Consider the following 22,365-nt stretch of genomic DNA (forward strand, 5'->3'; position numbering starts at 1 on the left):
GGCCGCCTTAACCCAGTTCTTCTGTGGGAGAAGCTGCTGTTGCTTCATCGCGCAAACGGTGCAGATGGGCGATGAAATAGCGCATATGGGCATTGTCCACGGTGCGCTGCGCTTCGTTTTTCCACGCGTTATAGGCGGCTTCATACGTTGGAAAGATGCCAACAACATGAATGTCGTCCACGTTCTTGAAGGTGTTTTCGCTGGGTTTTACCAGCTCGCCACCAAAGACTAGGTGCAGGCGTTGGGTCATATTCATGGGTCCTTTGAGGTTGGTCATTGCGTGTTTGCACGGCGCGAGGTGGTGCCGTCAAGCAAACACATGACCTTATGCCAGCGCACCCATTACGGCAGTGTGAATAGCAGCACCTCCCGCAACAACTCCGTCGAGACGCGGATCGGGGTTATTGAACCGCAAGGCTTGTCCGCGCTGATCGGTAATGGTGCCGCCCGCCTCGGCAACAATCAACGCACCTGCGGCGATGTCCCACTCCCAACTGGGCCGCAGGGTTAGCATGGCGTCAAACCGCGCTTGCGCCACCAGCCCCAGACGGTAAGCCAGCGAGGGGCGATAGGCAGGTTTGAACGGCGGGCATGCGCCACTGCGCCAAACAGTACTGGCCATTGCGGGTTTTGCAGCAAGGATGGTGGCCTGTGCAAAGCTGTCGATTTGCGAGGCACCAATGGGGAAGCCGTTCAGAAATGCGCCCGAACCCAGAGCAGCCGTGTACAGCAGATTGCGAAGCGGCAGATAGACTACCGCTGCAGTAATCTTGCCATGTTCAGCTACAGCTATTGCATGCGCCCAAGTGTTGGCGCCTTCGGTGAAGCTGCGGGTGCCGTCTATGGGATCGACGATAAACACACGATCATGACCCAGCCTGATCGTGCCGTCTTCGGTTTCTTCCGATAGCCAGCCATAGTCGGGACGCGCCAATAGCAATACCGATTGCAGCAGGTCATTCACGGCCAGATCAGCCTCTGTCACGGGGCCTGCACCGCCTGGCTTGTCCCAGCGTTTTGCTGACGCGCCGACATAGCTGGTCGCAACGCGGCCTGCCATGCGGACAGCATCAATCAACAGGGGAAGATCAGTCGCCGGCAATGGTCATACCCGATACTAGTAGTGACGGCACAACGCGGCTGAGGTGTGTGCGTGCATCATTGGCAGGTACGATTGCCAGCAGCATGTCGCGCAGATTACCCGCAATCGTGCATTCGTTCACCGCATGGGTGATCTCGCCGTTCTCCACCCACAGTCCCGCTGCCCCGCGCGAATAGTCGCCCGTGTTGGGGTTGATGGTCGATCCGATCATCGAAGTGACCAGCAGGCCGGTACCCATATCGCGGATCAGATCATCGCGGCTGGCTGTCCCTTGGGTCAGTGCCATGTTCCATGGGCTGGGCGAAGGGCCGGACCCCGTACCGCGCGCGGCATTCGCAGTAGAGGGCAGACCCAGTTGTCGACCCGTTGCCAGATCAAGCGTCCAACTTTGCAGTATACCGTTCTCCACCACCGCCCGCTTTGCAGTGGGCAGACCTTCAGCATCAAAAAGGCGGCTGCCTGTGATGCGGGGGCGGTGCGGATCTTCGATCAGCGATAGACCTTCTGGAAGCACCTGTGTTCCCATCGCATCGCGCAAAAAGGACGCGCCGCGCGTGATGGCGCTGCCATTAATCGCACTCAGCAGATGCCCGATCAGCGAGCTTGCGATGCGTTCATCAAACAAGACAGGATAGCTGCCTGTGGGCGGTTTGCGCGGGTTCATACGCAGCAAGGTGCGCTCTGCTGCGGTGCGTCCGATCTCTTCTGCGCTGCGTAGGTCGCGCTGGAAGATGCGGCTGTCACCGTCATAGTCGCGCTCCATTCCCGTGCCGGTGCCAGCAATGGCAATACAGCTCAGGCCACGATCGGTGCGGTGGGTTCCGCCCGCAAAGCCGTTGCTGGCGGCCAGATGTATCTCGCGCGCACCATATCCTGCGCTTGCTGCATCTACTTGCTCGATGCCTGCTACATCCAGTGCAGCCGCCTCGGCGATCATGGCATCTTGTTGCAATGCTTCTGGGGCCGGTTCTTGTGACGGGTCGAACAGCTCCAGCGACGTGGCGTCGCTAACGGTGCTCAGCTGATCCGCATCCGCTAGGCCGGCATAAGGGTTTTCAGGTGCTTCACGCGCCATGGCCACCGCCCGTTCCGCCATGTCAGACAGGGTTCGCGCAGAAGTGTCAGAGGCGGAGACAATCGCCGTGCGCTGGCCGACGAATACCCGTAACCCGACATCGGTCCCTTCCTCGCGCTGGGCTTCTTCCATCGCGCCCGAGCGGACAGTCACTGAAAGTGATGTACCGCGCACAGCCATAGCATCTGCGTTATCTGCGCCTGCGGTCTTTGCCGCCTCCAGCATATGCGCTGTCAGCGCCTCAAGGGATTGGGTCATCGTACACTCCTGATCAGGGGGTAGAGGTAGCGGTGGGATAGACCCCCCGCAAGGGCGTGCGCTAAAAGAAAAGCGGCCCGCGATTGGACCGCTTTTCAACTATCAAAGATAAATGGCGTTATTTGATCCGTTGACCATTGGCCAATATCTGCCCTGCCTCGTTAAACTCTATCTTGGATTTCAGCGTGTCATCTGCGTCACCTGGAACGGCGAACAGGCCCAGCATCATGCGCGCACCCATTACCTGATCGGCTGGCAGCAGGCCCATCGCAACCAGCTTGTCCATCAAAGCATTGGCACCCGCAACGTCGATGTTGATGTCACCGACAGGTTTGGGAAATCCCGGCAAAGTGGTCGTGTCGGTATTGTCAAAAGTGAAGTCACCCGTGGCATCCACCCTTGCACCAACCGCGTCTACTGTGAGGCGGTCAATCGTGAGGGCATTCAGTTCACCCGGGACGGCGCCGCTGCCAGCCAGCTTACCCATCTGTTCGGGATCGAGGGTATCGAACAGAACCTTTGCCTTACCCCTCAGGCCCAAGGCGATCGTGGCTGGGTCGCGGGGCAGCTGACCTGACGGATCAAACAGCGCCCAGATGATATCCGACATGGTGAAATCCGTCATATCAAACGCCAGCGAAAAGTCCTGCGGGGTCTCGGACTTCATCACAGGTGCCCGCATCTCGAACCCCGACTGCGCCATTTCTGCAAACAGGGGAAAGGGCAAACCCGCCAGCTGCGCACCCAACTGTACCTCAGTGGCCGCGACGTCATAGATGATTCCGTCCGCGCCCATCGCGATCCCTAAGGTCGAGCTGGCCGAGCCTGTCTTGATCTTTGATGTACCTTCTTCCGAGACTACTTCGATCTTTGTTTCGCTTCCCGTCGCTTTAAAGGTGCCGTCGACGGCAAAACCTGCCGCGATCAGGGGCATGATATCCTGCGTCTGGGGAATCTCGGAAACAGGCAAAGCACTGATGCTCTCAAGAGAGAGATTTTGCATTGTGTTGTTGAGGGTCATCGCCTCAACCCCGTCGGGTGATTTGAAGAACAAATCATGCGCGGCTTGCCCGATTTTTAGCGACTGCGTGTATCGCCGTGTCTCGCCCACGCTGACATTGGTTTTGGATTCAACGCCCGTCCCCGTTAAAACAAATCGTGCGGTGGTCTCGTCAAACTCTGTCCCGTCTACCGACAGGCCCGACAGGGCAATGCCGAAGCTGTCCGCCGTGTAGTCATACTGCATGGCAGCCGCATCGCCGCTTGCGATCATCCGCTGGCCATCTTGAGTATAGTCAAGCGAGATGCGCGCAGGGCGTGGTGTGCTTTTCGGGACGATATCAATTGTCATCGGCATCACCGCGGGCATCACGACCTCTACTGTCCCATCACCCAGCTCCACAAATTCGAGCATCCCCATACGCATGGTCATGGAAGAGATGTCAGGACCACCTTCGATCTGCACAGCGATATCGCTCACCGACAACTTGTCGCCCGATACATCCTCGGTTGCTGTGACAACATAGCCCATGCCTTCCATATACCCGCGCCAGTCTTCCCAGACATTGGTGGCGGTCAGATCGGCGCTTGCAGCGGTCGCAAACAGTGACAGGCTGATCGCGGTAGAGGTCAGATAGGCGCGGGCAATAGACATTGGTGAAATCCTTGTCATTCAAATGTTGGTACAAACGTCAGGCAAACAGCACAGCGGGTCAAGGGGCGGTGCGCTGCTGTATACATGGGGTGGCCTGCAAGGCGCGGTCGCGCTACCTAAATGGTCAATATGATACAAAAACCTGCAAGATCTTGGAGAATCTAGATGGATATGACGGCAAAGACAGTGATGATCACAGGCGCCAGTCGCGGCATCGGGGCGGAGGCTGCGCGGGTTTTCGCCAATGCGGGCGCAAATGTTGTGCTGCTGGCGCGCTCACAGGATGATATCGCCGCCCTCGCAGGAGAGATTGGCGAACGGGCGATTGCTATTCCGTGTAATGTGGCGCGCTACAGCGAGATGTCCTCGGCAGTGGCAACAGCCGTGCAAGTCTTTGGTGGGCTGGATGTGCTGATTAACAACGCAGGCGTTGTGGACCCGATCAGCCTTCTGGGCGCGGCAGATCCCGATGATTGGGGCCAGCTGATTGATATCAATGTCAAAGGGGTGTTCAACGGCGTCCATGCCGCGCTGCCTGCGCTCAAATCAGGTGGCGGCGGCTCTGTTCTCACCATCAGCTCAGGGGCTGCGCATAACGCGATTGAGGGATGGAGCGCTTATTGCGCATCCAAAGCGGCGGTTAACATGCTCAACCGTTCGCTGCACCTCGAAGAGTCTGTAAACGGTATCCGTGCGATTGGCCTGTCTCCCGGTACAGTTGCCACCGAAATGCAGCGTAAAATCAAAGCGTCGGGCATCAACCCCGTCAGCCAGCTGGATTGGGAGGTGCATATCCCTGCCGACTGGCCGGCCAGATGCCTGCTGTGGATGTGCAGCGCAGATTCAGACAGCTACTGTGGCGAGGAAATATCGCTGCGCGAGGAAGGCATCCGCCGCGCGGTGGGCCTGATATGATCGAGCTGTCGCAAGAGGCGGGCGTCTGGACCATCACGCTCAATCGCCCCGACAAGGCCAACGCGCTGACCGAAGACATGCTGCGCGAGCTGTGTGAGATAATGGAGCGTGCGGGCGAGGCCCGTGCTGTTATCCTAACAGGGCGTGGCAAGATTTTCAGCGCGGGCGCCGATCTGGACGCTGCGCGCGCAGGTCTGGCCGTTTCGGACCTGTGGGAGCGTTTGTCAGGCGCAATAGCGCGGCTGCCTGGCCTCACCATTGCGGCACTAAACGGTACACTGGCGGGCGGTGCCATGGGCATGGCGCTGGCCTGCGATATTCGCATTGCCGTACCTGGGGCCAAGTTTTTCTATCCGGTGATGAAGCTCGGCTTTCTACCGCAACCCAGCGATCCTGCGCGCATGGCAGCTCTGATCGGCCCTGCACGCACCAAGATGATCCTGATGGGCGGCCAGAAGGTACTGACAGACGAGGCGCTTGCCTTTGGCCTGATAGACCGGATCGTAGAACCGGACGATCTGGCAGCAACTGCGCGTCTGCTCTGCGTTGATACCTTGGCCGCGCCCGAGCATATCGCCCACGGGATCAAGGCCATGTGTCATTAGATCAGTGGGACGAACGGCACGTCACAGGCGGCAAGCATCAAAAGGGATGTGAGGATAATCGCGATACGCATAGGACTGCTCCAGTTATTGCCTGTTCAGGCGGTTTTTTCGGGGCATATCACAAACCTACCGCTTGCGCATACCCCCCGGTATTTTTGAGCGGAATGACGGCGGGCGCTTGGCCACCCACGCCGCAAATTTGGCCAGTCGCGGGTGCGCGCGCAGCGCTTCGGGCGTGTGATAGCTGCGGGCAAGCTCCGCCTCGGTCAATGTGGCGTGAATTTCGCGGTGGCAGATGTGGTGCATCAGGATCATCGGACCGCCCTTTCCCCCCTTAAGCTTGGGGATCAGGTGATGCTGGCTCTGCGGGACGCCTTCGGGGATCGGCCGCAGGCATAGCGGGCAAATCGGGTCGCGCTTTTCTTTGTCCAGTGTACGGGCCACTTGATCCTCCTTTGTCCCTGCGCCAAGAGGGTGGTACGGATAACCAGTCAGGCAAGGGTACTAACATGAATTTTGACCTCTCGGGATATCCGCCAATCGTGCAGCAGATTGCGGGCTACGGCGTACAAGCCTATGAACTGGCACTGGGTTGGTTGCTCAGCCCTGCGGCGTGGTCACAGTTTGCCATACTGGTGGCGGCCTATCTTTTGGCAGTGGTGATTTCGCGGCGGTTACGCCCGGCGCTGCAACGTCTGGTCGACCCTGGCGAAACGCAGAACATGTTCACCTCGGCGCGTTTGCTGGTACTGCAATTCCTGCCTTTAATCCTGCCGCTGCTGGCCTACGCCCTGACCGGAATAGGCGAACAGATTGTCCGCTCGATCTTTGACAGCGGGGCGGTGATCGCCTTTGGTAAACGCCTGTTCATTTTTCTCGCTGCACGGATATTCGTGCGCGACATTCTGCGTGATCCTTTCCTCAAGGTGCTGGGCCGCTTTGTCCTGCTTCCGATTGCGGCGCTCTACACCTTCGGGCTGCTTGATCTGGTCACTCTCACGCTGAGCGAGACGATCGTCGGTGTTGGCAACATCCAGTTCTCGCTCATCTCGATTGTGCGCGGTCTGATCGCGGGGTCGCTGCTGTTCTGGCTGGGCCAGTGGTCCAACACGCAAACCTCTGCCTTGATTGAAAAGCAAGAGATGCGACCGTCGATCCGGCAACTGCTGATCAAGACGGTTGAGTTTATTATCTTTGCTGTCGCCTTCCTGCTTCTGATGAATGTGATGGGTATCAATCTGGGCGCGCTGGCGGTCTTGGGTGGTGCAATCGGTGTTGGTCTGGGTTTCGGTCTGCAAAAGATCGCCTCCAACTTTATCTCGGGGGTGATCCTGCTGGTCGAGGGGCAGGCCACTGTCGGCGATTATGTTGAGCTGGACGGCGGCGAGTCAGGCCAGATTGTCAAAATGACCGCCCGAGCAGCAATTTTGGAAACCTTCGATGGCCGCTGGATTGTGGTCCCCAACGAGGACTTCATCACAACCCGCGTGGTAAACTATTCCGATTCCGGCTCGGCCAATAGATATGAAGCGCCGTTCTCGGTCAGTTATGACACGGATATCAATCTGGTTCCCGCAATCATCGAAGCGGCAGTGGCCACGCATCCCGATGTACAGGATCTGCCTTATCCCCCCGATTGCGAATTGCGCGGGTTTGGCGATAGCGGCATCGATTTTGCAGTCGAATTCTGGGTCAACGGTATTGATGACGGCCCCAATAAATACACCTCCGACGTGTTGTTCCTGATCTGGAATGCCCTGCGCGACAATGGCATCGAAATTCCATATCCGCGGCGCGTGATCGAAATAAAGGGCAACGCGCCGTCCGAGCCGCAGCAATGAAGCATGCCGTTGTTATCGGTTCTGGCCCCGCAGGCCTGATGGCTGCGCAGGTGATGGCCCAGAATGGTGTGGCCGTCACGGTTTGTGAGGCGAAACCCTCCGTCGGGCGTAAATTCCTTATGGCAGGCAAGTCTGGCCTGAACCTTACCAAATCGGAAGACACTGCGCGTTTTCACGCAGCCTACAGCAATGCGGCGCCGTGGTTGACGCCCATCATGCAGGGCTTTGATGCGCAGGCGGTTCAAGACTGGGCGCAGGACCTAGGCCAGAGCGTTTTTACAGGCTCCACCGGACGTGTGTTTCCCGATGCGATGAAGGCCTCGCCGTTGCTGCGCGCATGGATGGGGCGGTTGACCGATCTGGGTGTGACGTTCCACACCCGTTGGCGTTGGACCGGCTGGGGGCATGACGCGCTGACCTTTGACACGCCCGAGGGTGCGCAAACGCTGGTTGCGGATGCGACAATCCTTGCGCTGGGCGGGGCCAGCTGGCGGCGTCTCGGCTCGGACGGGGCGTGGGCCGATTTGCTGGTGGCAAAAGATGTGCCATTAGCGCCCTTCGCCCCTGCCAATGCAGGCGTTGCTGTCGCGTGGTCTGCGTATATGGACAAGCATCTTGGTACAGCGATTAAAGGGATCGCCCTGTCATCGGGTGATTATATCTCACGTGGAGAGGCCGTGATCTCACGCGCAGGTCTGGAAGGTGGCGGCATCTATACCGTCTCGCGCGGCGTGCGCGAAGGGCATCCGCTGTTGATGGATATGGCGCCTGATATGGACATGGCAGCAGTTGTTCAAAAGCTGTCCAAACCTCAAGGTAAAACCACACTGAAGGAACATATCCGCAAAACGCTCCGGCTGGATGCGGCCAAGATTGCGCTGTTGCAGGAAATGGCTATGCCCTTGCCCAAAGACCCTGCTGCCCTCGCGGGCATCATCAAGGCGCTGCCTCTCGAACATGCAGGCCTGCGCCCGATGGATGAGGCGATCTCGACTGCGGGCGGGATTGCGCACAGCGGACTGGACGAAGGATTGCAGATCAAGGCCCTGCCAAACACCTATGCAGCAGGGGAAATGCTGGATTGGGAAGCACCCACAGGCGGCTATCTGATCAACGCTTGCCTTGCCACAGGGGCATGGGCGGGCCAGCACGCGGCGGCCCGCCTGAAATCCTAGGCCGCTTCGCGGGCGCGCACGGCCTTGAATGCGTCGCGCTTGCGCAGGCCAGCCGCCCATGCGCCCAAGCGTTCATCTACTGCCGGAAATCCCGCACCGATAGACCAGTTGATGCAATGCACAGCCAAAATATCAGGCACGCTCATTTCTTCGCCCATCAGGAAGGGGCCCTCCAGCCGCTCGGCCAGCAGGGCGGCTGAACGCGCGAACTCGGCCTTCAGGCTGTCCTTAATCACAGGCACACGTTGATCCTTGGGAAAAACAAAGCTGTGTTTGGCAGCCGCCCAAAGGATCGCATCGAATTCGTCGATCAACCAGAACAGCATGGCATCCTGCCGCGCACGTGCTGGCGTGCCAGCAGGCGCAGTTAACGCGCCATGCTTGTCTGCAAGATAGAGCATGATCGCAGAGGAATCCGTCAGCACGTCGTCACCGTCCACCAATGCAGGTACTTTGCCCGAAGGATTGTACTTCCGCGCCTCGTCCGAGCGGGGGGCCGCATCAATGATCTCGTAAGGCTGGCCCAGCTCTTCCAGCAGCCACATCACCCGAAACGCGCGTGATTTTACGCCACCAACAACTTTGTACATTTGATCTCTCCCTTGTTTTCTTGCTCAGCTGGCCCCGAACATGGCCAGCCGGATGAACGTCCGCTCGATGATCGCCATAGCGGGGGCCGTTTGACCCGCCGAGCGGAGCTGTAGGTCGGTATCTGTTAGAATCCCCAGCGCGGTTTCCAGCTTGGCAGTGCCCCAGTCGCGTGACTGGCGCATCACACGGTCACGGTCGCGCACGCCCCAGATTGGCGCACCGGGGTTGCAGGCAGTGCGGTGCAACGTGCGGAAATGGCGCATGGCCATAATGCTCAGCGTCACCGCATTTACCCCTTGGCTCTGCAATCGCCGCATCATCGGGCCAATCTGTGTTGATTGCTTTTCCGCGACGATGTTCAGGATATCATCCACCGCTGCCTCGACCGAGGCAGGTGCACAGGCCGCGATATCGTCCAACTCGACAGGGGTGCCTTGCGCACTTAATTTATACAGTGACAGTTTTTCCAGCGTCTGGCGAAAGTCACCAGGGTCCAGACTGCGGGCTAGATCTTCGAGTGCGGCCATGGCTGGGCCTTCGGCGCGCAGATCGGCCTCGTCCAACAGCCGCTCGATCTCGGCACGGTCGGGGGGATCATCGTAGATGCCCCAAGCATATGCATCGCGGTGGCTTTCGAATGTTTTGAGCAGCTTGGATGTTTTCTTGAGATCGCCAGCGGTCACGACAATCTGCGCATCACCCGGTTGCCAGTCTTGGATGGTCTGTATGATGATCTGCGCGACCAGCTCTGTTGCGCCTTCAACAAAGGCCGCGCGCGGACCGGGAAAGAACCCGACAGCCTTTATCGCATCCATCAGCAACGCAGGCTCGCGGCGCAAATCAGCGGCAGGAATACGCGTCAGTCGCATTTCCTCATCCGCAGCAGGGCCAAGCAAAGCCTTGAGGTATTCCTGACGTTTGAGGGCGACCCGCATCTGGTCACCTCCATAGAGCAGCAGCCCCACCTTGTCTTTGGGTGGTTTTGCAATGATGCCCGCCCCGTCGCGGCGGCCCAGCTTCATGCCGGCAGCGCCGCCGCATAGAGGCGCGCCGTGATCTGGTCACCCAATATCACCATCAACCGCTCTACCGCGTCCCGCTCGGAGGCGAGCGTGGCAACGGTGGTGCCGGTTGCGGAATAGGCGGTAAAGTTTTCGACTGTGTCCGAGGTGATGATTGCACCTGTTGACGTATCCCGCAGGGCATATTGTACGCGTCCAATCAGGTTGAACCGCGTAATGTCGCCCGTTGCGTTGATGGCAAGCCCGTCTTCTTCCAGATCAATGGTCAGATCCAGCGCATAGCGCGCAGCCGTGCCACTGCGTCCCAGACGCGTTTCCAACTGCCGCGTCAGCAGATAGCCCGCTTGCGATGACGGCTCTTGCACCAGTACCTGACCACGCAGCTGCGCGCCTGTTCCATCTGTGCCGTATACGGGCGTAAACCCGCATGCGGCCAGCGCGACAAGCGGCAGTGCAATCAGGCTGCGGCGGCTATACAACGACATTCACAATCCGCCCCGGGACAACGATCACCTTCTTGGGTGTTCCGCCGTCAAGGATACGGATCACGGCCTCATGGGCAAGGGCCAGCTTTTCGACCTCTTCTTTCGGCAAGTCGGCGGGCACTTCAATCTCGCCGCGCCGCTTGCCGTTGACCTGAATCGGCAACGTAACGGTATCGTCCTTCAGCATCGCCTCGTCCGCGACAGGCCAAGGGGCGGTGGCGATCAGGCCCTCGCCGCCCTGTCTGGCCCAGATATCCTCGGCCAGATGCGGCGTCATGGGTGACATCAGCTGCGCCAGCGTCATTATCGCTTCGCGCTGGGCGGCGCGGGACGCTTTGGATTTTTGCAGCGTGGCGGTGAAGCCGTATAGCTTGGCCAATGCAGCGTTAAAGCCAAAGCTTTCAATCGCCATGGTCACATCATGGATGGTTTTGTGCATGGCGCGCAGCAGGTCATCATCCCCTTCGCCGCCAGCACCATCCATTCCGGCAATGCGATCAGAGATATTCCAGACGCGGCCAAGATGCTTATAGGCCGCCTCGGCACCTGACGCCGTCCATTCCACATCCCGCTCGGGGGGCGAATCGCTCAGGACAAACCAGCGCGCGGTATCGGCTCCGAAGGATGAAATGATATTCAGCGGATCGACCACGTTGTTTTTGGACTTCGACATTTTGGCCGAAGGGATGATCTCAACCTCTGCACCGCCTTCTTTGAGGAACGCCTGATCGCCTTTCAGGTCCACTTCTTCTGGATAATGGAACACGGGGCGGTCATCTGCGCCGATGGATTTGTAAATCGCATGTGTCACCATGCCTTGGGTGAACAGGGCATCGAACGGCTCAATCGCAGATTCGGGCAAATGCCCTGTGATCTGCATCGCGCGGGCAAAGAAGCGCGCATAGAGCAAGTGGAGGATCGCATGCTCTACTCCGCCGATATACTGATCGACGTTCATCCAGTATTCCGCGTCCTCTATCACCGTGGGCGTATCGGCATGGGGCGCGGTAAAGCGGGCATAGTACCATGACGAATCGACAAAGGTGTCCATCGTGTCCGTCTCGCGCAGCGCATCTTTGCCGCAGGTGGGGCAGGGCGTGGTGCGCCATTCCATATGACGGTCCAGGGGATTGCCCGGAATGTCAAAGGTGACATCGTCGGGCAGTTTTACGGGCAGGTTCTCTTTCTTCTCCGGAACAACACCGCAATCTTCGCAATGCACAACGGGAATCGGGCAACCCCAGTAGCGCTGGCGTGACAGCCCCCAGTCGCGCAGGCGAAACTTGGTCACGCCCATGCCCACCCCTTGGGATTCGCAGAACTCGATCGCTGCATCGATGGCCTCTAGGCCTGTCTGCACCTCTTCGCCCGCAAAGCCGCGTGTATACAAAACCCGTTCGGTTTTTTGCGGCACGAACGCTTCGCCCCCGTCCTCGGGTGCATGGTATGATGTTTCATACGGCACATATGTCGATGTCACGGGCAAATCGTATTTGCGGGCAAACTCCAGATCCCGCTGGTCATGGGCAGGACAACCAAAAATCGCCCCTGTACCGTAGTCCATAAGGATAAAGTTCGCGATATAGACAGGCAGTTCTTGGGCCGTGTCGAACGGATGGCGGACGCGGATACCAGTATCCATGCCCAGCTTTTCACCTGTCTCGATAGCTTCTTCCGTGGTGCCGCCCTTGCGACACTCCGCGACAAAGGCCGCGACGTCCGCATTGTCGCGCTCCAGCAGCTTGGCAATCGGATGATCGGGCGAGATGCCGACAAAGCTGGCGCCCAGCAGCGTATCGGGGCGGGTCGTGTAGACTTCGATCTGGTCATGGCCGTCAGGTGCATTGACGGTGGAGAAGGCAAATTGCAGGCCGCGCGACTTGCCAATCCAGTTTTCCTGCATCAGGCGCACCTTGGCGGGCCAGTTCTCAAGATTATCCAGCGCGCCCAGCAATTCATCGGAATAATCCGATATCTTGAAGAACCACTGCGTCAGCTCGCGCCGTTCAACCAGCGCACCGGAACGCCAGCCGCGCCCCTGCTCGACCTGTTCGTTCGCCAGAACAGTCATATCGACAGGGTCCCAGTTCACGATGGCGTTTTTGCGGTAGATCAGGCCCGCATCGATCATATCGATGAACATGGCTTGCTGGTGTTGATAGTAGTCGGGGTGACAGGTCGCAATTTCGCGCGACCAATCCAGCGAGAAGCCAAGCGGCTTCATCTGGTTCTTCATGTCCTCGATGTTCTGATAGGTCCACTCACCAGGATGGATGCCTTTTTGCATTGCTGCGTTTTCAGCAGCCAGACCAAACGAGTCCCATCCCATCGGGTGCAGCACGTTGAACCCTTTTGCCAGCTTGTAGCGTGCGATGACATCACCAAGGGTATAGTTGCGCACATGGCCCATGTGGATGCGGCCCGATGGATAGGGGAACATCTCCAATACATAGTACTTGGGTTTGTCGGCCGAGCGGACTGCCTTGAATATTTCGTTTTTGTCCCACGCGGCTTGCCAGCGGGCTTCGATCTCGGAGGGGGAATAGCGGGTCATGTGCGGGGCCTTTTTACGCAGCAACGCCGGACGTGTGATTTGTCACAAAGCCCGGCGCTGCACTATTTGGATAACGAATGGGGGCGATCAGAGTTTGTTGTCTGCGATCCGAAGTTCGCGTGCGCGCGATAGAATCGCATCTTCAACGGCACGGCTTGTGGCTTTGCTCACTGCAGAGCCGCCGCGGTTCTGCAAGGCGACGTTCAAGGATCGTGCATCAAGCGCTGGATCATCAATCAGAACAGTGGCGCGGTACGAGCGGCCACCACCGGGCGGCGTGCCGTAGCCAGTAACGATAACACCTGTGAACGGATCAACAGACTGGATCGGCAAAAAGTTAAGCACTTCCAGCGTCGCACTCCACAAATACCGATTCACCAAGACGGTGCTTTCGGTGTTCTTTTTATTGAAGATCGACCAGATCGTGTTGTTTGGATCGGTCTCCACGTTCGCGGGATTGTTGGGATTCGTGTACTGCGCAGGACGGTCCGTCGCAGGAGAGCCGATGCGCCCGATGGACCCGCAGGCCGTCAAAGTTCCGATGGCAACCGCCAGTATCGCTATGTTCCGAGCCCGCATACGTGCCATCCTTGCCACCTTATTAGCCTTGTTTTCTATGCAATACCCAAGCCTGCGCATCTGGGCAAGGTCTATGTAAGATAGTGCGGGGCCGGAAACGGGCGCGTTGACCATAGGTAAGCCATTCAGACTGTGGCAAAGCTGCACCATCGCAGGCTGCTTTGCTTTCGGGCTTGCTGCTTTGCTTGCCAAAAGGCGGGGCGGGGCGCAAAAGAGGCTCATACCTAGATCGGAATTCCCCGGTCGGGTCCTTATGAATTCAAACCGAGGGAAAACTCATGAAAAAAGTTCTCTTCGCAACAACAGCTCTGATCGCCACAGCTTCTGTTGCAGCAGCAGACGTTACCTTCTCCGGCTACGGCCGCTTTGGTATCCTGTACGTGTCTAACGCAACAGGCACAGACGAAACAAACCTGACAAGCCGCTTCCGCTTGCAGATCGACGCGACAGCCGAATCCGACGCAGGCGTCACATTCGGTGCACGCGTTCGTCTCGAAGGCGAAGAGCGCGACGCAGCTGGCGGCGCACGTCCGCAGATCAACGGCGTACGTTACTTCGCACGCTCCGGCGGCCTGGAAGTCGGCGTTGGCAACATCTTCGGCGCGCTTGAGTTCATGCCTGGCATGTACCCAATCGACCTTGGTCTGACCGGTCACAACTACGACTACACCGCATACAACTTCCGCGGCGATGCGTACTCTTCCGGTGGTCTGGGTAACGGCGGCGACAACGGCGTTGAAGTTCTGTACTCCGCAGGCGACTTCTCCGCGCACATCTCTGCTTCCGACACAGACGACCGTATCGCAGCACACGTTGCATACACATGGAACGGCTGGACATTCGCATTGGGTGCACAGGACTCCGACAACGCAGCTGACACCGAGTTGGCCGTATCTGTTGGTGGTTCCTTCGGTATCGCAGACGTGACACTGGCATACGCAGACAACGGCACAGCAGGCGATCACATCGTTCTGGCCGGTCGTGTTGACGTAGGCGCAGCCACAAACATCGAAGCGTACATTGCTGACGCGGACCAGTGGGCCGATACTTCCTTCGGTATCGACTTTAACCACGACATGGGTGGCGGCACGTCGCTCCGTGGTGGTATCTCCACAGGCGGTTCGTTGGGTGATGAGACAGCACTCGACCTGGGTGTTCGCTTCAACTTCTAAGTTGAACGCAACAACCTGAATGATTTGGGGCAGACTTCGGTCTGCCCCTTTTCTTTTGCGCCATGCTGTTATCTTTAGTCCTCCAAACAGGAGGCCTCTATGACACTGCGCGACATCACCGATAAAATTGCCAAAGCCGAAAAAAACGCAGGCCGCGATGCTGGCGCTGTTTCGCTGATTGCCGTCAGCAAGGTGCAGCCCAATGCGCGGGTGCAGGCCGTGCTGGAAGAGGGCCACCGTGTATTCGGTGAGAACAAGGTGCAGGAAGCAGCTGGCAAGTGGCCTGACTTTCGCACGCAATATGACGGGATCGAACTGCACCTGATCGGTCCGTTGCAAACAAACAAGGCCCGCCAAGCGATGGAGCTGGCCGATTCGATCCATACGCTAGACCGTCTGAAACTGGCTAATACCCTAGCACGCCTTGCCCAAGAGCTTGGCCGCTGCCCCGATCTGTTCATTCAGGTGAACACGGGCGAAGAGGAACAAAAGGCAGGCGTTATGCCTCTGGAAGCCGATGGGTTCATTTCCGAATGTCGCGCACTCGATCTGCCCGTGCATGGCCTGATGTGCATCCCGCCTGTGGACGAGGAAGCGTCACTTCACTTTGCCCTGCTGGCCAAAATTGCAGCGCGCAACGGGCTGCAAGGGCTTTCCATGGGGATGAGCAGTGATTTTGAAAAGGCAATTGCACTGGGCGCTACGCATATCCGCGTAGGATCGGCAATTTTCGGCGACCGTGTTCCGACCTAACCGACAATCAGCCGTGTGCGGTATTTGATGCGCCGCGCTATGGCGTGCAGATGGCAGCGTGAAAACGCCACGCAGCCTTCGGTGGGATAGCCGGGCCTGCGATATTGATGCAAAAAGATCGCTGACCCGCGCCCGCGTACTGCGTAGGGCCAGTTCCAATCCGTGAGAATCACCAGATCATAGAGCGGGTCTGCGCGGCGCAACCGCTCATGGCTGTGGGGGTAGGGCGCACGGACCATCATGTTGTAGTCTTCATCTGTCGGATCATCCGACCATAGGTCCAAAGGACCAATCGGCTTGGCCCAACTGACAGGCCGTGCGATGCGGTCGGGGCGATAGAGAATCCCAACAATACGATGCACACCGCGCGGTGTGGCCCCGTCCCCTTCGCGCTTGCGCCCCGAAATACCGCCTTTGCCAATTGTGCAGGGCCATATCCGCCCCAGAAAACGCACCCCTCGGGGCGTCAGCACCATGTCGTCCGGTGTCACAACAGATGCCCCGATTTAGCCGCTTTGGTCGCCAGATAGTCCTTGTTGTGGCGGTTCTCTCCAACGGCCAGCGGCACACGCTCGGCGACATGCACACCGCATTGCTCCATCATCGACACTTTGCGTGGGTTGTTGGTGAGCAGCCGCACAGCGGAAAAACCCATGGTCTGCAAAATGTCGGCGCCCAGCCGGAAATCCCGCTCGTCATCCTCAAAACCCAAGCGATGATTCGCCTCGACGGTATCAAACCCCTGATCCTGCAGCGAATAGGCGCGCATTTTATTGGCAAGACCAATCCCGCGCCCCTCTTGGTTGAGGTAGAGTAGTATCCCGTGTCCCTCACTGCCCATTTGCGCCAATGCAGCGCGCAGCTGGGGGCCACAATCACATTTCAGGCTGCCCATCAGATCACCCGTGAAACAGGCCGAATGCAGGCGGCACAGCACGGGGGCGCTGCGATCGGGCCGACCGATCTCGATAGCGTAATGCTCCTCGCCGCCGTCTTCCGGGCGAAAAACATGCAAACGCCCCGCTTCCGACACTTCCATAGGCAATCGCGCATGGACCACACTATGCAGCGGGCTGCGCTGTTTCAGATGGGTGGCCGCGGCAGCGCCGTCCAGCGACGTCAGGCTATTGGCGCGCGCGAATGCATCCGCATCTTGCAGCGGGACAATCACGGCAGCAGGCAGCAGGCGCGCTGATTTCACCAGCGCCAACGCCGTGCCATGCGCCGTTGCATCGCCTGTCCGCTCGGTGGCGAGTGGTCCCTTCATCGGCGCGCGAAGATCATCGGCGGGGTCTGCAATGCTCTGGACCCAGCCAAGCGTCGCATCTTCGGGCAGCATGATCCGCGCCAACTCCCCGTCGTAGGCGCGTGCTTTTAGCGTTTGCGCACGCCGCGCCGTGATCGCCAGCACGGCAGACCCTTCCAGCGCCATCGCCTCGGCCAGCCGCGCAGGTGTCAGCGTCTCGGTGGCCAGCACCAGTTGATCGCCCAACACAACAGGCACGCCCATGCGCAGATCAGCCCGCGCACGGGCCAGTGTTTCGGTCACATCAGGGGCGAATGGCATAGGAATTGTTACAACTCATCAGTTCGGTTGAAAGATATCTAGGCCATGAGGGGACGAATTGAAACAATTGACCGCATTGCGACACACAGGCGTGAGAACACCGGCCTGCCCCTTGTTGATTGCCCATACTTCCATATCTTTAATTCAACGAAATTGGAGACGCACAATGGCACAGCTCAAGAAAATCCTGCTGGTAGACGATGATGACGACCTGCGCGAAGCGCTGAGCGAACAGTTGATCATGACCGAGGACTTTGATGTGTTCGAGGCCGCCAATGGTGCTGATGCCATGACCCGCGCGAAAGAGATGATCTATGATCTGTTGATCCTTGATGTGGGCCTGCCGGATACCGATGGCCGTGAGTTGTGCCGCCTGCTGCGCAAGCAAGGGATCAAAAGCCCGATTATGATGCTCACAGGGCATGACGGGGATGCAGATACGATTCTGGGTCTGGACGCAGGCGCCAATGATTATGTCTCCAAGCCCTTCAAATTCCCTGTTCTTCTAGCGCGTATCCGCAGCCAACTGCGCACACATGAACAGTCCGAGGATGCGATCTTTCAGCTTGGGCCATATACTTTCAAGCCCTCGATGAAGATGCTCATTACCGAAGATGACAAGAAGGTTCGCCTGACCGAGAAAGAGACAAACATCCTCAAGTTCCTGCACCGTTCTGCCGAGGGTGTCGTGGCCCGCGATGTGCTGCTGCACGAAGTTTGGGGCTACAACGCAGGCGTCACCACCCACACGTTGGAAACGCATATTTACCGTTTGCGCCAGAAAATAGAGCCTGACCCCTCCAACGCCCGCCTTCTGGTCACGGAATCAGGCGGTTATCGGCTGATGATCTAAGCGCGGGAACTTTTTGCGCCTCTGCTATGTTACCCTTACAGCAGACAGGATTTTCATGAGTTTCCTGTCGGTTTGACCCGCAAGAAGAATGGCCGGGACGATCGCCATTCTACCTCCCTGTTGGACTTGGCCGGGCCTTTGTGCCCGGTCTTTTTTTGCGCGTGTTTCGGGTGGTTGTGCCGCATCCGGCGGGTTAGTGTGCAGCAACTTTACCCGTCAGGAGCGCGCGCCAATGTCCTTTACCCTTGCCACTTGGAACATCAATTCGGTCCGCCTGCGCGAGCCGATTGTGTGCAAACTGCTGGCCGAGGAAGGGCCGGATGTGCTGTGTCTGCAAGAATGTAAAAGCCCCGTAGATAAAATCCCGATGGAGGCGTTTTCGGCGCTTGGCTATACCCACATGGTTGCCGAAGGGCAGAAGGGGTATAACGGCGTGGCGATCCTGTCCAAAATGCCGTTAGAGCCTGCGGGCGCGCATGATTTTGCCCAATTGGGCCACGCACGGCATGTTGCGGCCAAACTGTCCAATGGCGTGACTGTCCATAACTTTTATGTGCCAGCAGGTGGTGACGTCGCAGACCGTACGGTGAATGAGAAATTCGGTCAGAAGATGGATTACCTCGCCCAGATGCGCGACTTTTTCCATGCCGAGACGCCTGAAAAGGCAATCCTTGTCGGGGATCTGAATATCGCGCCACGCGAGGATGATGTCTGGGACCACAAGAAGATGCTCAAAGTCGTCAGCCACACCCCCGTCGAGGTCGAGGCGCTGACACAGACGCAAGACGCGGGAAGCTGGGTTGATGTTACGCGGCAGGATATCCCTGACGGGCTCCTCTACAGCTGGTGGAGCTATCGTGCCAAGGATTGGGACGCAGCCGATAAAGGCCGCCGTCTGGATCATGTCTGGGCCACGCCCGACATCTCCAACGCCGCCCACGGCAGCCGTGTGTTGCGCGCCGCGCGCGGTTGGGAAAAACCCTCCGACCATGCACCCGTTTTTGCAACTTTCGATCTTTGAGCGTAAGGCTCTTTGAAACAGGGCGGCGCGGTCACATATAAGGACTAACCCGTAAGATTTGCACAATAGGACCGATGACATGATGGATCTCAACCTTTCTGCCGCAGCGCCGGCGGATGACCTGATCAAAGACACAACCGAAGCCAGCTTTATGGCCGATGTGATCGAGGCGTCGCAAACGACCCCGATTATTGTTGATTTCTGGGCGCCGTGGTGCGGCCCATGCAAAACACTTGGCCCGCAACTGGAAGCGGCAGTGACGGCCGCCAAAGGTGCTGTGAAAATGGTTAAGGTCAACGTCGATGAGGCCCAGATGATCGCGGGCCAGTTGCAGATCCAGTCGATCCCGACAGTTTATGCGTTTTGGAAGGGTCAGCCTGTCGATGGCTTCCAAGGTGCCGTGCCACCCTCCGAAATCACTGCCTTTGTTGATCGTGTAATCAAGGCGGCGGGCGGTGAAGCGCCGTCAGATACCCTGAACGATGCTGTTGAGGCCGCCGAGGAAATGCTGGCCGAGGGTCAGGCCGAGGATGCGTGCCAGACATTCGCCGCTATTCTTGGCGAAGACCCGATGCACGCCGCTGCCTACGGCGGCATGGTGCGGGCGCATATCGCGCTGGGTGATCTCGATCAGGCCGAAGGCGTGCTGAACGCCGCCCCGATCGAGATATCCAAAGCCCCCGAGCTTGAGGCCGCACATGCGCAATTGGAGCTTGCCCGCCAAGCGGCCGATGCAGGCCCTGTGGCCGATCTGACCGCTGCAGTTGAGGCAAACGCCGACGATCATCAGGCCCGTTTTGATCTGGCTCAGGCGCTTTATGCCAACGGCGATGCAGAAGCGGCTGTTGATCAGCTGCTTGAGCTGTTCAAACGGGATCGCGAATGGAACGAAGCGGCAGCAAAGACACAGCTTTTCACCATCTTCGACGCATTAAAACCCAATGATCCCGTAGCCTTGAACGGAAGACGGAAATTGAGTTCGATGATATTTGCCTGATCAGTCCTGCGCGCTACTTGTCTGACATGATAAAAAAAGCAGACCTGCCCGATACGATCCCGATCTTTCCGCTGGGCGGAGCACTGCTATTGCCGCGCTCGCGCCTGCCCCTGCACGTGTTCGAGCCGCGCTATTTGCAGATGATCGACGATGCGTTGAAAACGAACACCCGCCTGATAGGCATGGTGCAACCAAATGTCGTTCCGGGCCGTGAAGGTCCGGGGCTGCATACAATCGGCTGTGCGGGCCGGATTACCCAGTTCTCCGAGACCGAGGATGGCCGGTATATGGTGACGCTGGCAGGGATTTCCCGCTACCGTGTCGTGAACGAGATTGATGGCTTCACGCCCTATCGCCGCTGCGAAGTGTCGTGGGACGGGTTCGGCCTCGATATGGAATCCGAAGAAACAGACGCGAGTTTCAAGCGCGGTCCGTTTCTGGATGCGCTGGGCCGGTATTTCGACGTGCGGGGGCTGTCTGCGGATTGGGAAACCCTCAAAGATGCGGATGACGAATTGCTTATCAATTCGCTGTCCATGATGCTCGATTTCGACGCCGAGGATAAGCAGGCGCTGCTGGAGGCACCTTCGCTCAGCACGCGTCGCGAAACGCTTGTCACGTTGATCGAATACGCACTTCGCGGCGGCAGCGAAGGTGAGTTGATGCAGTGAGCGACGTGGTCGTCGAGTTTGACCGCAGGATGCTGGAGGCGCTGATATGTCCGCGCAGCCAGCAGACCCTGCGTTATGACGCAGAGCGCCAGGAGCTGATCTCGAAATCCGCAGGGCTCGCCTATCCCATCCGCAACGGCATCCCCGTTATGCTGGTAGATGAGGCGCGCCTGCTGGACTAAAGCGGCAAGCCCCGCATCAAGCGCGGCAGATCACCGTTCAAACCTGCGGCCTCCCGAATAAACGTGCGGCGTAGGCCGGGCAGGGCGCCGATCACTCCCATGCCGATGTCACGGGCCATTCGGATAAGCGGATTATCATTCGAGAACAGCTTGTTAAAACTGTCGGTCGCCAGCGCCAGTGATGCGTTGTCAAACCGCCGCCATTCCTGATACCGCGCCAATGCAACGCCAGCGCCGAAATCCTCGCCGCGCCGTTGGGCATCCACAATTACTTCGCATAGGGCGGCGATGTCACGGAAACCCGCATTCAGGCCCTGACCTGCAATGGGATGTACGCCATGCGCGCTATCGCCCAACAGCGCCACACGCTCTGCCACCATGCTGTGCGCCAACGACAGACTCAGCGGGTAGGTATACCGCGCGCCCGCCAATTCGATCTCACCCAGAAAATCCCCGAAACGGGGGCGCAACACATCCAGATACTGGGCATCGGGCAGGGCATGGATACGCGCAGCATTGGCTGCGGTTTCCGACCACACAATCGAGCTGCGATGGCCCGTCAGTGGCAAAATCGCCAATGGGCCCGGCGGCATGAAAAACTGATGCGCAATGCCGTTGTGGGGCAATTCATGCGCCACAGCACAAACCAGCGCTGTTTGGCCATAAGCCCACCCCGTCCGTTTGATCCCTGCCCGCGCAGCGGTTCCTGAGGCGCGGCCATCTGCCCCGACACACAAACGCGCACGCATTTGCGTGCCATTGGCCAACGTCAGGGTAATTCCAGTGATATCAGCCTCTTGTGCCACAACTTCCGTCTTGTTCATCACGGTAATGTTCGGCGCAGCCTCAACCGCTTGCATCAAGGCAGCGCGTAGATAGCGGTCTTGGACCATATGGCCCATCGGACCTTCCTCAATCTCGGCATGGTCGAAATGCATAAAGAACGGAGAGGGCCCTTCGCCCGCACGCCCGTCTGTTACCTTGATTTCCAGCATGGGCTGGGCATGTTCGGCCACGGCCTCCCAAAGGCCGATCCCTTCCAGCAAGCGCACCGATGTGAGCGCCAGCGCATAAGACCGCCCGTCAAAATCTGCTGCGGCGCGGGTTTGCGCGGCTTGGGCATCAATTATGGTGATGTTCAGGGCTGTTCCCGCCAGCGCGAGCGCCAGCGCAGGACCGTTCAGGCCACCACCGACAATGGCAATATCTGTATCAAAACTCATGCTGCCCACTATCGCGGGTTGCTGGGGATTGTCCATGCGCCCAACCGCCGCTACCGTCATCCCATCACCG

The 22,365-nt window shown here is 58.5% G+C and carries 24 protein-coding genes; 11 read left to right on the top strand and 13 right to left on the bottom strand.

Going from position 1 to position 22,365, the window contains the following annotated elements:
• Positions 1 to 7: 7 nt before the first annotated feature.
• The 4 genes from Q0903_RS07430 to Q0903_RS07445 all read right to left on the bottom strand — a co-directional run bounded on the left by Q0903_RS07430 (position 8) and on the right by Q0903_RS07445 (position 4,089).
• On the bottom strand, positions 8 to 250 hold the full coding sequence (locus Q0903_RS07430) for a DUF4170 domain-containing protein (RefSeq protein ID WP_299027193.1): 243 nt from the start codon (positions 248 to 250) through the stop codon (positions 8 to 10).
• Positions 251 to 325: 75 nt separating this feature from the next.
• Entirely contained in the window at positions 326 to 1,102 is a 777-nt protein-coding gene (locus Q0903_RS07435) for a 3'(2'),5'-bisphosphate nucleotidase CysQ (protein ID WP_299414218.1), read from the bottom strand.
• Entirely contained in the window at positions 1,089 to 2,435 is a 1,347-nt protein-coding gene (locus tag Q0903_RS07440; RefSeq protein ID WP_299414221.1) for a TldD/PmbA family protein, read from the bottom strand. The genes Q0903_RS07435 and Q0903_RS07440 overlap by 14 nt, the downstream gene beginning before the upstream one ends.
• Positions 2,436 to 2,553: 118 nt before the next feature.
• The gene (locus Q0903_RS07445; RefSeq protein WP_299414222.1) at positions 2,554 to 4,089 is read right to left on the bottom strand and encodes a DUF2125 domain-containing protein; all 1,536 of its coding nucleotides are present in this window, start codon (positions 4,087 to 4,089) and stop codon (positions 2,554 to 2,556) included.
• 165 nt (positions 4,090 to 4,254) lie between these two features.
• Here Q0903_RS07445 and Q0903_RS07450 point away from each other — a divergent pair, with 165 nt between their 5' ends.
• Positions 4,255 to 5,004 carry an SDR family oxidoreductase gene (locus Q0903_RS07450; protein ID WP_299414225.1) on the top strand — a complete coding sequence of 250 codons (750 nt, stop codon included), beginning with the start codon at positions 4,255 to 4,257 and terminating at the stop codon, positions 5,002 to 5,004.
• Positions 5,001 to 5,609, top strand: a complete 609-nt coding sequence (locus Q0903_RS07455; RefSeq protein WP_299027206.1) for an enoyl-CoA hydratase/isomerase family protein — start codon at positions 5,001 to 5,003, stop codon at positions 5,607 to 5,609. Before Q0903_RS07450 ends, Q0903_RS07455 begins: the two co-directional genes overlap by 4 nt.
• 126 nt (positions 5,610 to 5,735) lie before the next feature.
• On the opposite strand, the gene Q0903_RS07460 is transcribed toward Q0903_RS07455, so the two are convergent.
• A complete protein-coding gene (locus Q0903_RS07460) occupies positions 5,736 to 6,053 on the bottom strand; it encodes an HNH endonuclease (protein WP_299027208.1) in 318 nt (105 codons plus the stop codon).
• Positions 6,054 to 6,118: 65 nt separating this feature from the next.
• On the opposite strand from Q0903_RS07460, the gene Q0903_RS07465 reads away from it, so the two are divergent.
• Together Q0903_RS07465 and Q0903_RS07470 are read left to right on the top strand one after the other, a co-directional pair.
• Positions 6,119 to 7,450 carry a mechanosensitive ion channel domain-containing protein gene (locus tag Q0903_RS07465; protein ID WP_299027211.1) on the top strand — a complete coding sequence of 444 codons (1,332 nt, stop codon included), beginning with the start codon at positions 6,119 to 6,121 and terminating at the stop codon, positions 7,448 to 7,450.
• Positions 7,447 to 8,625, top strand: a complete 1,179-nt coding sequence (locus tag Q0903_RS07470; protein WP_299414230.1) for a TIGR03862 family flavoprotein — start codon at positions 7,447 to 7,449, stop codon at positions 8,623 to 8,625. Before Q0903_RS07465 ends, Q0903_RS07470 begins: the two co-directional genes overlap by 4 nt.
• Here Q0903_RS07470 and Q0903_RS07475 read toward each other — a convergent pair.
• From Q0903_RS07475 to Q0903_RS07495, 5 genes are all read right to left on the bottom strand, one after another.
• On the bottom strand, positions 8,622 to 9,215 hold the full coding sequence (locus Q0903_RS07475; protein WP_299027216.1) for a glutathione S-transferase family protein: 594 nt from the start codon (positions 9,213 to 9,215) through the stop codon (positions 8,622 to 8,624). The genes Q0903_RS07470 and Q0903_RS07475 overlap by 4 nt on opposite strands.
• Before the next feature lie 24 nt (positions 9,216 to 9,239).
• Positions 9,240 to 10,238: a DNA polymerase III subunit delta gene (gene holA, locus Q0903_RS07480; RefSeq protein ID WP_299027252.1), complete on the bottom strand. Its 999-nt coding sequence runs from the start codon at positions 10,236 to 10,238 to the stop codon at positions 9,240 to 9,242.
• Positions 10,235 to 10,723 carry an LPS assembly lipoprotein LptE gene (gene lptE, locus Q0903_RS07485; protein ID WP_299414233.1) on the bottom strand — a complete coding sequence of 163 codons (489 nt, stop codon included), beginning with the start codon at positions 10,721 to 10,723 and terminating at the stop codon, positions 10,235 to 10,237. Before lptE ends, holA begins: the two co-directional genes overlap by 4 nt.
• Complete coding sequence (gene leuS / locus Q0903_RS07490; protein WP_299414235.1) at positions 10,710 to 13,277, bottom strand: leucine--tRNA ligase; 2,568 nt, start codon at positions 13,275 to 13,277, stop codon at positions 10,710 to 10,712. Before leuS ends, lptE begins: the two co-directional genes overlap by 14 nt.
• A gap of 87 nt (positions 13,278 to 13,364) precedes the next feature.
• Complete coding sequence (locus Q0903_RS07495) at positions 13,365 to 13,856, bottom strand: DUF3576 domain-containing protein (RefSeq protein WP_299027261.1); 492 nt, start codon at positions 13,854 to 13,856, stop codon at positions 13,365 to 13,367.
• A gap of 278 nt (positions 13,857 to 14,134) precedes the next feature.
• Between Q0903_RS07495 and Q0903_RS07500 the strand changes: the two genes are divergently transcribed.
• Together Q0903_RS07500 and Q0903_RS07505 are read left to right on the top strand one after the other, a co-directional pair.
• On the top strand, positions 14,135 to 15,028 hold the full coding sequence (locus Q0903_RS07500; RefSeq protein WP_299414238.1) for a porin: 894 nt from the start codon (positions 14,135 to 14,137) through the stop codon (positions 15,026 to 15,028).
• A 99-nt stretch (positions 15,029 to 15,127) separates the two neighbouring features.
• Positions 15,128 to 15,781 carry a YggS family pyridoxal phosphate-dependent enzyme gene (locus Q0903_RS07505; RefSeq protein WP_299414241.1) on the top strand — a complete coding sequence of 218 codons (654 nt, stop codon included), beginning with the start codon at positions 15,128 to 15,130 and terminating at the stop codon, positions 15,779 to 15,781.
• On the opposite strand, the gene Q0903_RS07510 is transcribed toward Q0903_RS07505, so the two are convergent.
• Both Q0903_RS07510 and ribA read right to left on the bottom strand, forming a co-directional pair.
• The gene (locus Q0903_RS07510; RefSeq protein ID WP_299414244.1) at positions 15,778 to 16,272 is read right to left on the bottom strand and encodes a L,D-transpeptidase family protein; all 495 of its coding nucleotides are present in this window, start codon (positions 16,270 to 16,272) and stop codon (positions 15,778 to 15,780) included. The two genes, Q0903_RS07505 and Q0903_RS07510, sit on opposite strands and share 4 nt — an antisense overlap.
• Positions 16,269 to 17,348, bottom strand: a complete 1,080-nt coding sequence (gene ribA, locus Q0903_RS07515) for a GTP cyclohydrolase II (RefSeq protein ID WP_299414247.1) — start codon at positions 17,346 to 17,348, stop codon at positions 16,269 to 16,271. Before ribA ends, Q0903_RS07510 begins: the two co-directional genes overlap by 4 nt.
• Positions 17,349 to 17,514: 166 nt before the next feature.
• Here ribA and Q0903_RS07520 point away from each other — a divergent pair, with 166 nt between their 5' ends.
• The 5 genes from Q0903_RS07520 to Q0903_RS07540 all read left to right on the top strand — a co-directional run bounded on the left by Q0903_RS07520 (position 17,515) and on the right by Q0903_RS07540 (position 21,072).
• Positions 17,515 to 18,201, top strand: coding sequence for a response regulator transcription factor (locus Q0903_RS07520; protein ID WP_299027279.1), 687 nt, complete (start codon positions 17,515 to 17,517; stop codon positions 18,199 to 18,201).
• 232 nt (positions 18,202 to 18,433) lie between these two features.
• Entirely contained in the window at positions 18,434 to 19,222 is a 789-nt protein-coding gene (locus Q0903_RS07525) for an exodeoxyribonuclease III (protein WP_299027282.1), read from the top strand.
• 79 nt (positions 19,223 to 19,301) lie between these two features.
• A complete protein-coding gene (locus tag Q0903_RS07530) occupies positions 19,302 to 20,219 on the top strand; it encodes a co-chaperone YbbN (protein ID WP_299414250.1) in 918 nt (305 codons plus the stop codon).
• A gap of 26 nt (positions 20,220 to 20,245) precedes the next feature.
• Positions 20,246 to 20,890, top strand: coding sequence for an LON peptidase substrate-binding domain-containing protein (locus tag Q0903_RS07535; protein WP_299027288.1), 645 nt, complete (start codon positions 20,246 to 20,248; stop codon positions 20,888 to 20,890).
• Entirely contained in the window at positions 20,887 to 21,072 is a 186-nt protein-coding gene (locus tag Q0903_RS07540; protein WP_299027291.1) for a Trm112 family protein, read from the top strand. The genes Q0903_RS07535 and Q0903_RS07540 overlap by 4 nt, the downstream gene beginning before the upstream one ends.
• Here Q0903_RS07540 and Q0903_RS07545 read toward each other — a convergent pair.
• Complete coding sequence (locus Q0903_RS07545) at positions 21,069 to 22,295, bottom strand: FAD-dependent monooxygenase (RefSeq protein WP_299414254.1); 1,227 nt, start codon at positions 22,293 to 22,295, stop codon at positions 21,069 to 21,071. The two genes, Q0903_RS07540 and Q0903_RS07545, sit on opposite strands and share 4 nt — an antisense overlap.
• Positions 22,296 to 22,365 lie beyond the last annotated feature (70 nt).

The organism is uncultured Sulfitobacter sp. (assembly GCF_947502895.1).
In the GTDB taxonomy this organism is placed as follows: domain Bacteria; phylum Pseudomonadota; class Alphaproteobacteria; order Rhodobacterales; family Rhodobacteraceae; genus Sulfitobacter.

Bases quoted from the DNA above. Each gene is read 5' to 3' on its own strand.
- Q0903_RS07430 (WP_299027193.1), bottom strand. From the start codon at position 250: ATGACCCAACGCCTGCACCTAGTCTTTGGTGGCGAGCTGGTAAAACCC.
- Q0903_RS07440 (WP_299414221.1), bottom strand. From the start codon at position 2,435: ATGACCCAATCCCTTGAGGCGCTGACAGCGCATATGCTGGAGGCGGCA.
- Q0903_RS07445 (WP_299414222.1), bottom strand. From the start codon at position 4,089: ATGTCTATTGCCCGCGCCTATCTGACCTCTACCGCGATCAGCCTGTCA.
- Q0903_RS07450 (WP_299414225.1), top strand. From the start codon at position 4,255: ATGGATATGACGGCAAAGACAGTGATGATCACAGGCGCCAGTCGCGGC.
- Q0903_RS07455 (WP_299027206.1), top strand. From the start codon at position 5,001: ATGATCGAGCTGTCGCAAGAGGCGGGCGTCTGGACCATCACGCTCAAT.
- Q0903_RS07465 (WP_299027211.1), top strand. From the start codon at position 6,119: ATGAATTTTGACCTCTCGGGATATCCGCCAATCGTGCAGCAGATTGCG.
- Q0903_RS07470 (WP_299414230.1), top strand. From the start codon at position 7,447: ATGAAGCATGCCGTTGTTATCGGTTCTGGCCCCGCAGGCCTGATGGCT.
- Q0903_RS07475 (WP_299027216.1), bottom strand. From the start codon at position 9,215: ATGTACAAAGTTGTTGGTGGCGTAAAATCACGCGCGTTTCGGGTGATG.
- holA (WP_299027252.1), bottom strand. From the start codon at position 10,238: ATGAAGCTGGGCCGCCGCGACGGGGCGGGCATCATTGCAAAACCACCC.
- lptE (WP_299414233.1), bottom strand. From the start codon at position 10,723: ATGTCGTTGTATAGCCGCCGCAGCCTGATTGCACTGCCGCTTGTCGCG.
- leuS (WP_299414235.1), bottom strand. From the start codon at position 13,277: ATGACCCGCTATTCCCCCTCCGAGATCGAAGCCCGCTGGCAAGCCGCG.
- Q0903_RS07495 (WP_299027261.1), bottom strand. From the start codon at position 13,856: ATGCGGGCTCGGAACATAGCGATACTGGCGGTTGCCATCGGAACTTTG.
- Q0903_RS07500 (WP_299414238.1), top strand. From the start codon at position 14,135: ATGAAAAAAGTTCTCTTCGCAACAACAGCTCTGATCGCCACAGCTTCT.
- Q0903_RS07505 (WP_299414241.1), top strand. From the start codon at position 15,128: ATGACACTGCGCGACATCACCGATAAAATTGCCAAAGCCGAAAAAAAC.
- ribA (WP_299414247.1), bottom strand. From the start codon at position 17,348: ATGCCATTCGCCCCTGATGTGACCGAAACACTGGCCCGTGCGCGGGCT.
- Q0903_RS07520 (WP_299027279.1), top strand. From the start codon at position 17,515: ATGGCACAGCTCAAGAAAATCCTGCTGGTAGACGATGATGACGACCTG.
- Q0903_RS07525 (WP_299027282.1), top strand. From the start codon at position 18,434: ATGTCCTTTACCCTTGCCACTTGGAACATCAATTCGGTCCGCCTGCGC.
- Q0903_RS07530 (WP_299414250.1), top strand. From the start codon at position 19,302: ATGATGGATCTCAACCTTTCTGCCGCAGCGCCGGCGGATGACCTGATC.
- Q0903_RS07535 (WP_299027288.1), top strand. From the start codon at position 20,246: ATGATAAAAAAAGCAGACCTGCCCGATACGATCCCGATCTTTCCGCTG.
- Q0903_RS07545 (WP_299414254.1), bottom strand. From the start codon at position 22,295: ATGAGTTTTGATACAGATATTGCCATTGTCGGTGGTGGCCTGAACGGT.